The 16274-nt window shown below is 67.0% G+C and carries 7 protein-coding genes; 4 read left to right on the forward strand and 3 right to left on the reverse strand.

Going from position 1 to position 16274, the window contains the following annotated elements:
- Positions 1–134 precede the first annotated feature (134 nt).
- Together AB0M14_RS15940 and AB0M14_RS15945 are read left to right on the forward strand one after the other, a co-directional pair.
- Positions 135–2990 (forward strand): hypothetical protein, encoded by a 2856-nt coding sequence (locus tag AB0M14_RS15940; RefSeq protein WP_364994724.1) that lies wholly within the window; start codon positions 135–137, stop codon positions 2988–2990.
- Entirely contained in the window at positions 2983–7941 is a 4959-nt protein-coding gene (locus AB0M14_RS15945; RefSeq protein ID WP_364994727.1) for a hypothetical protein, read from the forward strand. The genes AB0M14_RS15940 and AB0M14_RS15945 overlap by 8 nt, the downstream gene beginning before the upstream one ends.
- Here AB0M14_RS15945 and AB0M14_RS15950 read toward each other — a convergent pair.
- Positions 7938–8633, reverse strand: coding sequence for a hypothetical protein (locus AB0M14_RS15950; protein ID WP_364994730.1), 696 nt, complete (start codon positions 8631–8633; stop codon positions 7938–7940). The two genes, AB0M14_RS15945 and AB0M14_RS15950, sit on opposite strands and share 4 nt — an antisense overlap.
- A 120-nt stretch (positions 8634–8753) precedes the next feature.
- A complete protein-coding gene (locus AB0M14_RS15955; protein ID WP_364994732.1) occupies positions 8754–9449 on the reverse strand; it encodes a hypothetical protein in 696 nt (231 codons plus the stop codon).
- Positions 9450–9628: 179 nt separating this feature from the next.
- On the opposite strand from AB0M14_RS15955, the gene AB0M14_RS15960 reads away from it, so the two are divergent.
- Positions 9629–10276: a response regulator transcription factor gene (locus tag AB0M14_RS15960; RefSeq protein ID WP_364994735.1), complete on the forward strand. Its 648-nt coding sequence runs from the start codon at positions 9629–9631 to the stop codon at positions 10274–10276.
- 1 nt (position 10277) lies between these two features.
- Complete coding sequence (locus tag AB0M14_RS15965) at positions 10278–11918, forward strand: GAF domain-containing protein (RefSeq protein ID WP_364994738.1); 1641 nt, start codon at positions 10278–10280, stop codon at positions 11916–11918.
- Between the two features lie 8 nt (positions 11919–11926).
- Here AB0M14_RS15965 and AB0M14_RS15970 read toward each other — a convergent pair whose 3' ends face one another.
- Entirely contained in the window at positions 11927–16264 is a 4338-nt protein-coding gene (locus AB0M14_RS15970) for a HAMP domain-containing protein (RefSeq protein WP_364994740.1), read from the reverse strand.
- Between the last annotated feature and the right edge of the window lie 10 nt (positions 16265–16274).

The raw sequence follows: 16274 nt of genomic DNA on the forward strand, positions 1-16274 counted from the left end.
TCAGGACGGCAGGTGGTGGCACGGTTCGCTGAGCCGACCGGCATCTATCGCGCGGCCGGGGATCGGCCGCATTCTCGAGGCTCGAGCTTCGGCTCATCGCACCCGCCGATAACCCGACTTCGGGAGGTTTCGACATGACTGAGCTCTTTCGCTTCATCCAGCAAGCTTTTGTCGTCCCGGGGGACGAAGCCACCATCGATGTCACTTCACAGTCGGCGTTCCAGGTCGATCTGCGCGACCTGATCCTCGGGCCGCCGCCCGCGGAATACGACCGCGTCCGGGCCTTCGCGCTGAACTTCCTGGATCCGCGACCCCAGAGCAACGGCTTCGCCGTCGGGGGCCTGGGCCGGATGCGCAAGTACCTCGCCCTGCGGGAGAAACTGCTCGCGATCGGCGATCCGGTCACCGCGCTGAAGGTGAACGAGGCGGTCAAGAGTGTCTTCGGGGTCGTCGATGCCCGCACCCTGGCGGCGAGCGAGGAGTACGAGGACGAGCGCAACGCGTCGAGCGACATTCCGCTCGCGGTCAAGATCACCACCAGGTTCGATCTGGCCGATGGTCCGTCGGTCACCTCGATGCGCCAGGTCATCGGGTTCATCGATGATTTCGTGGCCGGGCGGGCGGAACCCTTGTCGGCCCGCCGGATTCGCTCGCTGCTCGATCGGCCGTTGCACGTGCCGCAGCTCTATATGCCGCCGAAGGTCACCTCGCCGGGTGAGCGCACCGAGCCGACGGGCGGAAGTCCCTCGCCCCGCGAGCTTCTCGTGGCCGAAGGGCAGATCTATCGTCAAGCCTACGACACTCTGATGGCGACCCGGCCGAGTCGGTTCACCGTCAGCGCGAGCGCTGCTCCCGAGGCGCGGCAAACCCCGGCGCCGGGGCGCGCCGAAGCCGCACCCTCCGCGATCGGCCTCGCGCCGGAGGTGCTCGCCGACCTGGATCCGGTTGTCCAGGAACGTCTTCGGGAGCAACTGGGCGATCCCGGAGCCGCGTCCCTGACCGACATCGTCGATGTCGTGAAGCGGCGCTGGCTGGAGGTGGCGCGCGAGACCGAGTCCCGGGAGCCCGCCCGCCTGCGCACCTTCCGGCTCGGGATGAATATCTTCGCGGTACAGGACAATCCGGCGGCCGAGGACGAGCAGCCGGTACCGGATTTCAGCCACGCCATCACCCGCCCGGTGGGCATCGGCGATCTGCAGGTGGTCCGTCAGGAGCTGATCGGCTATGTGCCCGCGGAGATCTCGCATATCGAGAACGTGCTGCCCGGTGAGCTGATGAGCCGGACCACCACGCGCGAGGAGACCACCGAACTCACGATCACCGACGAAACCGAGACCACCCAGACCGACGAGCGCGACACGCAATCCACCGAGCGCAACGAACTCTCCAGCGAGGCGCAGAAGGAGGCGGGCGAGCAGTCCAGCGCCACCTCCGATCAGACCTCCACGTCGAGTTACGGCCGTCTGGTGGAGAACAGCAAGACCAATTACGCGCGCAGCGTGACCGATCGCGCGGTGAACAAGCTGACCCGCACCGTGCGCCAGCAGCGGGTGCAACGCGAGAAGAAGGTTTATACGGAAAAGGCGCTGCACCAGTTCGACAACAGCAATGGCCTGCGCCAGATCCGCGGCATCTATCAGTGGGTCGACAAGAAGTACAAGACGAAGGTCTTCAACTATGGCAAGCGCCTGCTCTACGACGTGGTGCTGCCCGAGCCCGCCTCGTTCCTGATCGAGTCGCTGAAGTCGGCGGCCCAGCCGGAGAACTATCAGTTGACCCGGCCGCTGGAACCGCCGCTGCTGCCCACCGACCTCGACGCCGGCAATTACGCCTTCTGGGCGGCGAAATACGGTGTCAGCGGGGCGGTTACGCCGCCACCGGAAGAATTCAAGACCGTGGTCGCGCACACCGATCTCGGCAAGGTCACCGAGAAGAAGGACGCCTACGGCGAAGAGCGGTACTACCAGTACTTCGGCCACTTCACGCTGCAGGTGCCCGCGGACTACGCGGCGGTCGGCGGCTACGTCCAGCGGGTCAACATACAGGTCGCGAAGGATCATGAACCGACCGAGAACCGGGAACTCGAATTCTTCGTCGGCGAGGAGACCTTCCTGCGATTCACCTACACCCCCGAGCCCGGCGGCATCGAATTCCTGAACAAATCCTTTGTACTCAAAGAGCAGACCGGCGATATCCCGGTCACCGTGCGGACCTTCCCGTACGCGATGCAGGCGGCGTTCGCTGTCGGGTTGGTCTGCCGCCGCACCGACCACGCCTACGCGCAATGGCAGCTCAAGACGCACGCCCAGATCGTGGCCGGATACGAACGACTGCGCACCGAATTCCTGGACCAGCTCACGCGCTACCAGCAGGCGGTCCGGGTGCAACTGGCCAGTGCGCACAACTTCGCGCATGACAGCACTATGGAGCGCCAGGAGCTGAAGAAGGCGTTCATCCATCTGCTGATGAGCGAACATTTCGGGCAGGTGTACTACCCGACCCCGGTACCGGGCCAATTCCCACCGGACCCGCGCTATATCAAGCAGTGGGGCGCCGTGGTCGCATTCTTCGAGCGAGCCTTCGAATGGGAACATCTGATGTTCGTCTACTACCCGTACTTCTGGGGCCGGAAGGCGAAGTGGGGCGAGTTGGTCTCGATCCAGGATCTCGACCCGAATTTCGAGGCGTTCCTGAAAGCCGGCGCGGCGCGGGTGGTTATCCCGGTACGCCCGGGATTCGAGGCGGCGCTGGCGCACTTCCACGAAACCGGCGACGTGTGGATGGGCGAGGAGATCCCGGACATGTTCAGCGACAACTACGTCACGATCATCGCCGAGATCAAGGCCCGCAATGCCGAACCGGACGAGGAAGTCTGCGTCGCCGAATGGGAGGTGCGGCTGCCGACCACGCTCGTGATGCTGAAGGAGGAGGCCGAACTGCCGGAGTTCAGGGTGACACCGTGCCTGCCCGCTGGGGCCGATCATGAGTGACCTGCCCGCGGAGCTGGAGCGGCGCCGCAGCTGGTTCTTCGAGACCCAGCTGCGGCGGCTGAACCTCCAATCGCTGCGGGCCGTCCCGGCGGACTCGGCCGATCCGGTGGACGCGGCGCTGCTCGAACTGATCAGCGCTCCGGCGGCGGCGCCGCCACCGGGCACACCCGCCGATGCGCCGGCGACCCGTACCTACCTCGACAGCGAGCAGCCGGTGTGGACCAAGGCGGAACGGGAACGCCGGGAGAAGTACACCGATTTCATCGGCGCGCTGGGCAACTGGCTCGACTTCGAGGAGCCGTTTCTGCTGCGCGAACGAGTGGCCGAGCTGGCCGCGGCCTTCGAGCAGGACAGATTCGGCTCCGATCAGGAGAAGTCGCTGCTCGCCGGATTCCGGCGGCGGAAACCGACCGAGGACGGACGGGGGGTCGCGATCAGTCGCGCGGTCACCGCGGCGGCGAAACCGTGGCTGCTCGGTGAGCTGTACTGCCTGGCCGACCTGGACACGGTGAACCCGGCGACGTGGTTCGCGAATCTGGAGCGGTTCCTGACCGAGTACGAGGCGGAGTTGAGAATCGCGGTGGGCGAGCGGCTCCCGGCCTTCGATCCGGCGGACGAGGAGCGCTACCGCGCCGGTGTCCGTGCGGCGCTGGCCGATCCCAAGGCCTTCGAGAAGGTCGGGGTGCAGCTGGGGAAGATCCCGAATCCGTACGCCGACAGCCCTTCTCATCGCTTCAACGCCAAGGTGACCGTGCCGCCCGCCGCGGACCCGGTGGACGCCGAGGCGTTCTCGGGGCGGATGCGGTACTGGTCCCTGGCGGTGCACTACCCGCTGGCCGAGGTCTACGTCAGCAAAGAGAACTCCGATATGGGGCTGTGTCAGTTGATCCGGATGCTCTACTTGTTCGGAACCATGCCGGCGCACATTCCGCTGGAGAAACACAAGCGCTGGCGCGAGCGCAGTTTCCCGGTCGCGGAGTTCGACGAGTTCTTCGGCTCGCGCGCGGGCAGCACCTACTTCACCGAGGCGAACACCGAAAACCGGGCAGCGCGGCTGGATTCGGCGCGCCGGCGGCTGCGGATCATCATGGCGGAGAGCGTGCAGGCGCCGGGCAGTGCGGCGGTGGCGTTCTCGCCGATCGCGCAGGAAATACTGCGCCAGGGCATTCGCGGCTACAAGTTCTGGTTGGACGAACCGTTCCACACGCTCGACAGTGGCCGTCTCGTCCAGCTCAATCCGATCGCCGCCATCACCGCACTACAGGAGACGCGCATCCAGCTCGGCTACGGCGGCGACATCTACAACACCGAGATGGAGTACTGGTCGGAGAATCACTACATCATGTTCGCGTCCTCGGAATATCTGGCCGGTCAACTCTGGGAGCACGACGAATTCCAGGCGGCCGCGCCCTTTCTCGAGCCCGGCAGCAGGGACGGGGTGTTCACCGGCGCGCAGCGCCGGGACCGCGGCAAGGCGCGGGTGCTGAAGTGGCTCAACCATCGACTGCTGTTCGGCTGGACCGAATTCAATTCCTCCGGCTATTACCGCGAGCACCTGTGGTCGCTGCTGAACCTCGTCGACTTCGCCCTCGACGAGGAGGTCCGTGACAAGGCCACGTTGGCGGCCGATCTGCTGCTGTTCGACGTGGCCCGGTATCTGCACAAGGGCGCGATGGGCGCGGTCGGCGGGCGCAGCCAATTCAAGTCGAAGTGCAGTGGCGTGGACAACGGGATGGGCGATGCCATCGAGATCATGTTCGGGACCCGGGGGCTTTTCGCCGATGGCGATTCCGAAATCGGCGCCGCCTTCGCCACCTCCACCTATCAGGTGCCCGAGGTATTGCAGGAGATAGCCGTGCACCCACCTGCGCACGGTTTCACCGACCGGTCCCGGGTGTCCATCGACTTCGGCGAGGCCCCGAAGTACGGTCTGGTCTTCTCCCAGCAGAGCGACGAAATCGACTCGCTGCGCGCCGGCTACGCGCAGAAGCTGGCCGACCATTTCAAGTTCATCGACGAGGTGAACACCGAGATCGAGAACACCCATCCCGGCTACAGCCGCGAGGACGACAGTTTCGTCTTCTGGTGGAGCACCTCGGCGTTCTTCAACAAGCAGGTGATCACCGGCACCTACTCCCGAGTCGAACGCTGGGGCCTGGAGAAGAACGAGGTGTTCTCGAAACTGAGCGGCCTGCTCAGTTTCCTGGCGGTCATCGAGGGCCTCGGCGATGCCTCGGTCGGCGCGATCGCCGCCGGTCCGGCGGGGGCCGTATACGGCTTGTTCGAAGGGGAGAAAAAGGAAGACATCGCCGATTCGCTGTCGCTGTTCCTGGAAGGCTCGACCCGCACCCGCGCCAACATCATGACCTACAAGAGTCCCGACATCATGCTGTCCAGCATCCAGAGTTTCCGGGTGGGACAGATGAACGTCCAGTCCAATGTCAGCCAGGCCACCGTCAACGGCGCGGTGAATGTCTTCAGCACCTCCGGTTTCGAGGGCTTCGACATCTCGCCGCTCCTCGCCGGCCTCGTCGGCGGGCTCGCGGGCCTCGCGATCGGCGGCGTGCCCGGGGCGGTGCTGGGCGCGGCCGGTGGGGTGATCGGCAACGAACTGGCGGTCACCGGCAGCACCCTCGGCAACGAGCACGACGGTCTCGGCTGGCTGACCGGCTACTGGGCGCTGCCGATGGTGGCGCAGGGCGGGAACGCGGCCATCGTCGCCTACGACTTCACCGACGTGCAGCACAATCTGACCGACTGCGGCTCGCATTTCTGGTTTCCGCGCCGCGGTTTCGATCAGACCGACGAGGTCCGTTGCTCCAACTACCAGGACGCGAATTCGCCGCTGTTCGAGATCTTCGACGTATTCCACTACGGCCCCAAGGGTTTCTGGGTGTTCGGCAAGTATGTGCATCCGGTGCCGGGGGTGCCGGCGGCGGACCGGCCGGAGGCCTATATCGGCGTCTTCTCCAACCAGCGCCCCACCTGGATGGACACCGAGGAAGGCCCGAGCGTCTACGACAACGCCGTCGGCGACGCGGCGGACCGGGATATCGCGGCCACCTATTTCAAGGATCAGGACTGGTACGTCGAGGCCAAGAACATCTGGATCATGCAGGTGGGCACCAAGGCCGACTACGGCGACTACGAAACCTTCAAGCAGCGCGTCAGCAGCGCCCGCGTATACCTGGACGACAACCAGGACATGGAGGTCAACTACCACATGCCCGTGCCGGGCGGCGGCAGCCAGGTGCTGGCGCTGAAATACGAAGAGCGCGAGGCGTTTTTCCAGAACAAGCCCTTGCCGATGGATCTGTATCCGCGCTTCGAGAATCCGTTCGTGCGCGGCGGCACCGTGGAATGGGGGCAGCGCGGGTACGTCATCGAGTACAACGGGAAGCTGCTGCGGCACGACTACTTCGATTATCGGCATCCGGTGCGCGACGACGACTTCACGGCCTCGGAGACCGAGCAGGATCAGGTGAAGGCGCTGGTGGTTCACGTTCGCACCACCGACGAGGACATGGACGAGAAGACCGTCGGCGCGGCCACCGTCCGGATCGGATGTAGCGCTGTCGCAACAGATCAGGTCATCGCGGTCGGTCCGGCCGACGACCACACCAGCCACGACGCGGAGTGGGTGTTCTTCAGCGGATCGGCCCAGGCCGCACCGGATTCCACCATCGAGCTGCGACACCGCGCGGTCGACGACGGCGACGACGAGGCGGACTGGAATATGAGTTTCAGTGTCAAGGCCCTGATGGGCGACTACACGCTGCGGGAATGCGCGCTGAGCGACGGCGGGATGGATTTCGACGAGGACCATCGCAGCACCGGCATCCGGCCGTTCTCGATTCGCACCGATCGGTGGCGTAGCTGGGAGGCTATGCCCAACAGCACAGTCTCCGGCCAGGTGACGCTAGCGACTCGTCCGCCCTACCAGCAGGCGTATTACGATTACATCGATCTGCTTGTGGCGGAGCCCAATCGGCCGCTGCGGCATCGAAAGATCAAAGCGTGTTTGTCGGAACCGGCGGAGACCGCCGAGGTGCCGGGCAGCGGGCCCAGCTTCCCCGACACCTGTACGGTGCGCGGCGTATCCCGGGCGCCGGGTCGGCTCGTCGCCGTCGTATTGGACTCGGGCGCACTGTATCTCGCGCATCTGGACGGCGGGCGGTGGACGCCGTGGCAAGCCCGGACGGTCTCGGTCGAGGGCGGGTCCAGTGTGCCCCTGGCGACCCCGGGCACCCTCTACGCCGGGCCCACCGGGTATTCCGCCGATGGCATCGAGGTCGTGACAGCGGGCGCAGACGGCCACCTGTACGCCGATTTCGACTGGCGTCCAGGCGATTCCGGAGCGTGGTACCAGCTCGCGGTGCAGGGATTCACCCTGCGCACGGACGGCGACATCGCCCTCACCGACAAGCTCTTGTTCGCCTTGGATACGGGCGGTGCACTGTGGAGCACACCGATTGTGCGGGGGCAGGTAGCGCCGAGCTGGACGAGGGTCTCGCCCGACGGATTGTCGATACGCACCTTCACCACCACCGCCACCGAGGGCGGCACGGTCCGGGTGCTGGCCAACGTCGCGGACGGCAATGTGTGGGACGGCCTGTTCGCCGAGGGTAAGGAGCCGCAATGGACCGGCCTCGGATTGGCCGGACAGCCCACCGCTTCCCGCGGCGCCGGCGTCCCGGCCGGGATCCACATCGCCACCGCCGTCCCCTACCCGAAGCACCTCGACGCCTTCACCGTCGCCAACGACGGTGTCGTACAACGCAACTCCTGGGCGGACGATCGTGGCTGGAGCGGCTGGACCCCGATCGTCGCCAAGCCACAGCCGTTCGCGGCTGCCGCACGCACCCCGCTGGTCGTGCACCGGGTAAACCGCCAACTGGAGCTCTATGCCCAGTCGGCTCAGGGCGACCTCTACCGAGCCTGGTGGTCCTAGCGTGCGAGAACAATCGCGAGGTCGCCGTCGTAGCGGCGGTACAGCAGCCTGCCGCGACCGCAGGCGGGGTCGGTGAAGTAGAGGACCGGCAGGCCGAGGGCGCAGAGCCGGGCCGCGGCGGCGGACTCGTCCAGACAGGGGATCGATGGCGGAGCCGCCGTGTCCTGCAAGGCATTTTCGCCCGCGCGGTAGACGATCGCGTCGGTCTTCAGTTCGGCGTCGACATAGAGATGCGCGTCGTAGTCCATCGCCTCCAGTATCGCGGTCGCTTTCGCCGCCGTGATGTTGTGTAAGCGCGACTCCTTGCGGCGCACGATCGGATGGGCGCCCGTCACCCGCGTGAGCGCTGGACGGCACTGATTCGGCCACGTGCCGCCCGCCGCCACCTTGTCGAGTTGCAGGTCGAGCCGTTCGATGGCGAAGGTCACCGCGAACCCGATCGGCCCGGTGACCTGCACCCGGACGGGTCCACCGGGCAGGCGGAGATTCGCCTGCACCAGCATCGGCGCGCCGGAGCCGCGCGGTGCGGTCAGGCGAACTCGGGCCGGCGCCGCGATGTGGTGCCGTTGCAGCACCCGGTCGATCCCGCGCCTGGCTCGCGCGATCTGCGTTTCCGAGACCACGCCCTGCGTCATCACCACTATCGGGTTCGGATCGAGCTGCCGCCGGCGCGGTTCGGCCATCAACACCATGTCGGACTCCACTTCCCTCCTGATCTCGAAATCGGCTGTCTCATGTCACCATCACGGCCCGGCGGTCGACAGTGCCGAACGGCCCTCACCCCTGGGCGCCGGGGCCATGCCCACCGGCATTCAGCTGATCGCGAGAACGGCCTGCGGGTACGCGCAGCCGTCGAAGGCCTCGCGCCGGATCCGGTTCCGCACCCGCGCATCCCGCAGCGGCGTGCTGAGCAGGCCGGCGGTCAGCCCCACGTTGGCCGCGGTCAGCAGTACCGCGCTGAGGGCCTCACCCGCCCGCAATCTGGACTCCCGGTCATCGGAGCTGGTGCCGATCGCCAGCACTTCCGCGTAGCCGGACAGCGGCGGCCCCGGCACCCGGCGCACAGCCGCACCCAGCGTGGCCGCGCGTTCGTCGGCCAGCCCGAGGAATCCGGGCGGGATCGGCTGCGCCCGGCGGAATTCGCACTCGGTGCGCCGGGTGATCGCCCGGTACAGCGCGGCGTCCAGGGGGGTGGCCCGGCGGCGCACCAGCCCGACCGTCGCCACATGGTCCGGGTCGGCCGGGTCGGGCAGCCGGTGCACGATGGCCGACCAGCCCCGCGCCCGGAACGCGGTGCACAGGTGATGCACGGCGAGTCCGCAGCCGAGCAGCAGTGCCCGCTGTTCGGCATCGACCGGAGGACCCGCCCTGGCCGGATCGAGAAACAGCTGCAGCGCGGAGGTCTCGACCCGCCACTGCCACCGCTGCTCGCCATGCACCGAAGCCGCTTGCGCCGCAAGCGACAGCGCGGTCCCGACGATGTCGCCGTCGGGAAGTGCGTTGTGCATGGTCATCTCGCCTTCGCTCTCGTCTGCCCACGATCGCACCTCGACCGCAGGACGGGCAGGTGCCGGATGGGCACCGCCGTAGGGACTTCGGGCGGTGTCCTGCCGGATGTCCTGTGCCAATACGGCACGTCGGCGTCGGCGGCTTCGTAGGCTGAAACGATGGAAAGGGGCCGTATTCGATGATCACCGTGTTTCTCGTCGACGACCACGCCATCGTGCGGCGTGGCCTGCATGATCTGATCACCGTCGAAGCGGACCTGGACGTGATCGGCGAAGCGGGCACCGTCGCACAGGCTTTGGCGCGCATTCCCGCGCTGCGCCCCGACGTGGTGATCATGGATGTGCGCCTACCCGACGGCAGCGGTATCGAACTGTGCCGCGAGCTGCTGTCCGAATTCCCTGCTCTGCGCTGCCTGATCCTGACCTCGTTCACCGACGAGGAGGCCATGCTCGACGCCATCCTGGCCGGCGCCAGCGGCTACGCCGTCAAAGACATCGGGACCCTCGAGCTGATCGCCGCGATTCGTACGGTGGGCGCGGGCGATTCCCTGCTGGACAATCGGGCCGCCGCCGCCGTCATGGCGAAACTGCGGGCCGAGGCCAAGAGCGCGAACGGGCCGCTGGCCAGCCTCACCGACCAGGAGCGAACGCTGCTCGGGCTGCTCAGCGACGGGTTGACCAATCGCGAGATCGCGGCCCGGATGTTCCTGTCGGAGAAGACCGTGAAGAACTATGTGTCACGCCTGCTGAGCAAGCTGGGGGTCGAACGGCGTACGCAGGCCGCGGTATTCGCCGCGAAACTGGAGAAGCCCGTGCGGAAAGACTGACATGTCTCCCTTCGAAGGCGAGTCGTCGCTGGTCGAGGCGATGCTGGTCATCACCGCCGGGCTGGACCTGGACAACACGCTGCGCACCATCGTGCACACCGCCGTCGAATTGGTCGGGTCCAGGTACGGGGCGCTCGGGGTGTGGGAGGACACCGCGGCCGGGTCTCAGCTCGGCGAGTTCGTCTACGAGGGGATCGACGACCGCACCCGGGTCATGGTCGGTGCGCTGCCGCGTGGCCACGGCGTGCTCGGCCTGCACCTCGAGCGGCCCGAACCCCTTCGGCTGAAAGACCTTTCGGCCCATCCGGCCTCGACCGGCTTCCCCGCGCACCACCCGGCCATGCACACCTTCGTCGGTGTTCCGGTCAAGGTGCGCGGTGTCGTCCTCGGCAGTCTGTATCTCACCGAGAAGGCCGGCGGGCACGAGTTCACCGAGCACGACCAGGCCGTCGTGCAGGCGCTGGCGGCGGCCGCGGGCATCGCGATCGAGAACGCTCGCCTCTACGCCCAATCGCGGGTCCGGCAGCGGTGGCTGGAGGCGACCAGCGAGGTGGCCACCCAGCTGCTGGGCGGCGCCGAGCCCGCCGCGGTGCTCGAACTGATCGCGGACCGGGCGATGACGCTGACGGGTTCGGCGCGCGCGTTCCTGGCCCTGCCCGAGGATCCGGACCTGGCCCCGGACGAGGTCACCCAGCTGGTGGTGGTGGCGGCCACCGGCGTCGATTCGGAAACCTTGGCGGACCGCAGGATTCCGATCTATGACCCCTATTCGGGGACGGCGTTCCGGGACGGCCTGGCCGTCTCGACCGGCCCGCTGGCAGGCGACCCGCTCTTCGGCTCCCCGACCGGACTCGGTGCGGCGCTGATCCTGCCGCTGCGGGCGGGGCAGGTCGTCATCGGCGTGCTCGCGGTGGTGCGGCCCGCCGGGGTGGCGCACCTGGACGCGGCGACCCGGTCGATGATGTCGGCCTTCTCCGATCAGGCCGCGCTCGCACTGCATCTCGCGGACGCCCAGCAGCGGATGCGCGAGTTCGACGTGCTCGCCGATCGCGCCCGGATCGCCCACAACCTGCACGATCACGTCATCCAGCAGCTGTTCGCGGTCGGTCTGTCGTTGCAGAGCGCGGTCCGGCAGGCGCAGCCGCCCGAGGTGCGCGAGCGGTTGGCCGTCACCTTGAAAGACGTGGAGGCGGTCACCCGGGACATCCGGCACTCGATCTCCGAGTTGCAGAGCAAGGCCACCGCCGACGCCCCCCGGTTCCGGCGGCGGCTGCACGATTTGGTGGCCGGCCTGACCGCCGACAGCGGGCTGCACACGACGGTGCGTCTGGCCGGCCCGGTCTCGGTGCTGGCCGCGCCGCTGCTGCATGATGTCGAGACGGTGCTGCGCGAGGGGGTGGGCAATGTCGTCCGGCACGCGGCCGCGACCTGGGTGTCGGTCGGTCTGCGCGTGAACGACGACGTCGTCGTCGAGATCAAGGACGACGGCGCAGGCCGCGCCGAGGTCGAATTCCGTGGCGGGCTGGTCGATCTGGCCGCCCGTGCCGAACGGGCGGGCGGCAGCCTCACGGTCGGCCGGAACCCGGCGGGCGGCACCGTGCTGCGGTGGTCCGCCCCGCTGCCGCCGGCCGAGGACGCCTGAGCCGCGGCTCAGCCGCCGGCGTGCAGCCAGCGGTCGATGCAGTCCAGGAGTTCGCTGGCGTCAACGGGTTTGGTGATGTAATCGCTGGCGCCGGAGGCCAGGCTCTTCTCCCGATCGCCCGCCATGGCCTTGGCCGTGACCATGATGATCGGAAGCTTGTCGAAACGGGGCATCTTCCGGATCGCCGAGGTGGTGGCGTGCCCGTCCATCTCCGGCATCATCACGTCCATCAGGATCACCTCGATGTCCGGATGTGCTTGCAGCGCTTCGATGCCCTTGCGGCCGTTCGGCGCGTGGTCGACCGACAGGCCGTTCATCTCCAGCACCCCCGCGATCGCGAGCACATTGCGCGGATCGTCGTCGATCAGCAGGACCCGATGCCCTTTCAGGCCGGGCTGACCCGATCGTTTGGCCGGTGTCTCGAACCCCAGCCGGTGTGATTGGGTCAAGAGCAGGATGAACCGGTCGCGGAACTCGTCGGGTGAGGCCAGCAGTTCGAAATGCGAATCCCGGGCCTCCGCCTCGGTGATCGCCTCCTCGACCGCCGCGGCGCCGACCGGATGCGCGAGGATCGGAATCCCGCGGGCCACAGTGCCTTCGCGCAAGGCCCGCAGGAACTCCACCGCCGCTACGCCCGGCAGGTTCGCGTCCAGCAGGACGCACTGATGCGGCGATTCCGGCAGCAGGACGAGGGCTTCGTTCGGCGTGCCGACGGAGGCGATCTGGACCGACCCGGTCGTGCCCGCGATGACCTCGCCGATCAGCGCGGTCAGCGGTCTGGTCTCGGGATCTTCCACGACGAGCACCGAACGGTCTGTCGGTTTCGGCGCGATCCGCAGGTCGGTGGTGAGTTCGGCCGGCGGCGTCACCGGCAGGTAGAGCGTGAAGGTGCTGCCCGCGCCCAACTCGCTCTCGGCCCGGAGTTCGCCGCCGAGCAGGTTCGCCACCTGCCTGCTGATCGACAGGCCGAGACCGGAACCGCCGTAGCGCCGGCTGGTGGTGCCGTCGGCCTGCTGGAACGCGGCGAAGATGGTGTCCAGGTTCTGGTCGGCGATGCCGATTCCGGTGTCGCTGACCGAGAACGCGATACGGTCGCCGACCAGCTGCGTGCGGAGCCGGATGGTGCCCTGGTCGGTGAATTTGACCGCGTTGGACAGTAAGTTGCGCAGCACCTGGCGCAGTCGTTGCTCGTCGGTGTCGAGATGTGCCGGCACCGACGGCTCGACGGTGATCTCGAACTGGAGTCCCTTCTGGACGGTGAGCGGCCGGAACGTGGTCTGCACGTACTCCAGCAACTGCCGCAGCGGAACAGGTTCGGTACGAATGTCCATCTTTCCGGCCTCGACCTTCGACAGATCGAGGATGTCGTCGATGAGCTGCTGGAGGTCCTTGCCCGCGGACTGGATCACCTGCGCGAACTCGACCTGTTTCGGGCTCAGGTTCCGGCCCACGTTCTGGGCGAGCACGCCGGCGAGGATGAGCAGGCTGGTCAGCGGGGTGCGCAGCTCGTGCGACATATTCGCGAGGAACTCCGACTTGTACTTCGAGGCGAGCGCGAGCTGCTGTGCGCGTTCCTCGATCTCCTGCCGGGCCTGCTCGATCTCGAAATTCTTCATCTCGATGTCGCGGTTCTGCCGGACCAGCAGCTCGGCCTTCTCCTCGAGATCCGCGTTCGACTGCCGGAGCTCCCCGGCGAGTCGCTGGGATTCCTCGAGCAGGGAGTCGGTGCGCGCGTTGGCGATGATCGTATTGACGTTCACGCCGATGCTTTCCATCAGCTGTTCGAGAAAGTCCTGTTGCACCGGCGTGAACCGATTGAACGACGCCAGTTCGATGACGCCGAGCACCTGGTCCTCGAATACGATCGGCAGCACGATCAGGTTGACCGGCTGCGCGGTACCCAGACCTGAGGAGATCCGGACATAGCCCGGCGGAGTCTGATCCACCACGATCGTCTTCTTGGTCAGCGCGACCTGACCGACCAGCGACTGACCGAGATCGAACGCGGTGCCGTATTCGGCGCGGCCGTACCCGGCGATCAACCGCAGCTGTACCCGGTCCCCCTCGGTCTCCATGAAGAAGAACGTGCCGAACTGCGCGCCGACCAGCGGGGTGAGTTGGTTCATGATCTGCTGGGCGACCGCGCCGAGATCCCGGTGGCCTTGCAGGCGGCCCGATATCCGGGCCAGATTGGTGTTGAGCCAGGCCTGTTCCTCGTTGGCCCGGGTGGTCTCGCGCAGCGACTGCACCATGGCGTTGATGTTGTTCTTCAGCTCGGCGACTTCGCCTTTCGCCTCCACGGAGATGGAGCGGGTGAGGTCTCCGGTGGCCACCGCGCTGGTCACCTCCGCGATGGCGCGCACCTGGCGGGTCAGGTTGCCGGCCAGTTCGTTCACGTTCTCCGTCAACCGCTTCCAGGTGCCGGACACACCCTCGACCTCGGCCTGGCCGCCGAGCTGTCCTTCCTTGCCGACCTCGCGGGCCACGCGGGTGACCTCGGCCGCGAACGCGGACAAGGTGTCGACCATGGTGTTGATCGTGGTCTTGAGTTCCAGGATCTCGCCGCGCGCGTCGACGTCGATCTTCTGCGACATGTCACCCCGGGCGACCGCCGTGGTGACCTGCGCGATGGAACGGACCTGGCTGGTCAGGTTGCCCGCCATCGAGTTGACGTTGTCGGTGAGGTTCTTCCAGGTGCCCGCGACATTGGGAACGCGTGCCTGGCCGCCGAGTTGACCTTCGGTGCCGACCTCGCGGGCGACGCGGGTGACCTCGTCGGCGAAGGAGGACAGGGTGTCGACCATGGTGTTGATGGTCTGCGCGAGCGCGGCGACCTCGCCCTTGGCCTCGACGGTGATCTTCTGGGAGAGGTCGCCTTTCGCGACGGCGGTGGCGACCTGGGCGATGGAACGCACTTGATCGGTCAGGTTGTCGGCCATGACGTTGACCGATTCGGTGAGGCCCTTCCAGGTGCCGGATACGCCCTTCACGTCGGCTTGCCCGCCGAGCCGTCCCTGCGTGCCGACCTCGCGGGCGACGCGGGTGACTTCGTCGGCGAAGGAGGACAGAGTGTCGACCATCGTGTTGATGGTGTCCTTCAGCTCCAGGATCTCCCCGCGCGCGTCGACCCGGATCTTCTGCGACAGATCGCCACGAGCGACGGCGGTGGCGACCTGGGCGATGGAACGCACTTGATCGGTCAGGTTGTCGGCCATGACGTTGACCGATTCGGTGAGGCCCTTCCAGGTGCCGGATACGCCCTTCACGTCGGCCTGCCCGCCGAGGCGGCCTTCGGTGCCGACTTCGCGGGCGACGCGGGTGACTTCGTCGGCGAAGGAGGACAGAGTGTCGACCATCGTGTTGATGGTGTCCTTCAGCTCCAGGATCTCCCCGCGCGCGTCGACCCGGATCTTCTGCGACAGATCGCCTTTCGCGACCGCGGTTGTGACCTGGGCGATGGAACGCACCTGATCGGTCAGGTTGTCGGCCATGAAGTTCACCGATTCGGTGAGGCTCTTCCACGTGCCCGAAACCCCCAGCACCTGCGCCTGCCCGCCGAGGCGGCCTTCGGTGCCGACCTCGCGAGCCACCCGGGTGACCTCGTCCGCGAACGAGGACAACGTGTCGACCATCGTGTTGATCGTCGACTTCAGTTCCAGGATCTCGCCGCGGGCGTCCACGGTGATCTTCTGGGAGAGATCGCCTTTCGCGACCGCCGTGGTCACCTCCGCGATCGAGCGGACCTGCGCGGTGAGGTTGCCCGCCATGATGTTCACCGATTCGGTGAGGTCGCGCCAGGTGCCCGAGACCTCGGGGACCTTCGCCTGGCCGCCCAGTCGTCCTTCGCTGCCCACCTCGCGGGCAACGCGGGTGACCTCGTCGGCGAAGGCGGAGAGCTGGTCCACCATCGTGTTGATGGTGTTCTTGAGCTCCAGCAGCTCGCCCTTGACGTCCACCGTGATCTTCTGGGACAGATCGCCTTTCGCCACGGCGGCGGACACACCGGCGATATCACGCACCTGGGAGGTGAGGTTGTCGGCCATCGCGTTCACCGAATCGGTGAGGTCCTTCCAGGTCCCCGAAACCCCGGGCACCGAGGCCTGGCCACCGAGTTTGCCCTCGGTGCCGACCTCGCGGGCGACGCGGGTGACCTCGGTGGTGAACACCGCGAGCTGATCCACCATGCCGTTGAAGACGACCGAGATCTCGTCCAGCAGCGGGTCCCCGACTTCGGGCAGCGACCGCCGGAAATCCCCGTCGCGCACCGCCTTGAGCCCGTCCAGCAAGGGCCGCAGTCGTTCGTCGTTGCCGCTCACCCGATCCGTGGCCACGTTGTCCTGCCTCATCGCGATACCT

It is taken from the genome of Nocardia sp. NPDC051832, from assembly GCF_040681285.1.
Classification (GTDB): domain Bacteria; phylum Actinomycetota; class Actinomycetes; order Mycobacteriales; family Mycobacteriaceae; genus Nocardia.

Coding starts and splice junctions, on each gene's coding strand:
- AB0M14_RS15940 (WP_364994724.1), top strand. CDS start 135: ATGACTGAGCTCTTTCGCTTCATCCAGCAAGCTTTTGTCGTCCCGGGG.
- AB0M14_RS15970 (WP_364994740.1), bottom strand. CDS start 16,264: ATGAGGCAGGACAACGTGGCCACGGATCGGGTGAGCGGCAACGACGAA.
- AB0M14_RS15945 (WP_364994727.1), top strand. CDS start 2,983: ATGAGTGACCTGCCCGCGGAGCTGGAGCGGCGCCGCAGCTGGTTCTTC.
- AB0M14_RS15955 (WP_364994732.1), bottom strand. CDS start 9,449: ATGCACAACGCACTTCCCGACGGCGACATCGTCGGGACCGCGCTGTCG.
- AB0M14_RS15965 (WP_364994738.1), top strand. CDS start 10,278: ATGTCTCCCTTCGAAGGCGAGTCGTCGCTGGTCGAGGCGATGCTGGTC.
- AB0M14_RS15950 (WP_364994730.1), bottom strand. CDS start 8,633: ATGGTGTTGATGGCCGAACCGCGCCGGCGGCAGCTCGATCCGAACCCG.
- AB0M14_RS15960 (WP_364994735.1), top strand. CDS start 9,629: ATGATCACCGTGTTTCTCGTCGACGACCACGCCATCGTGCGGCGTGGC.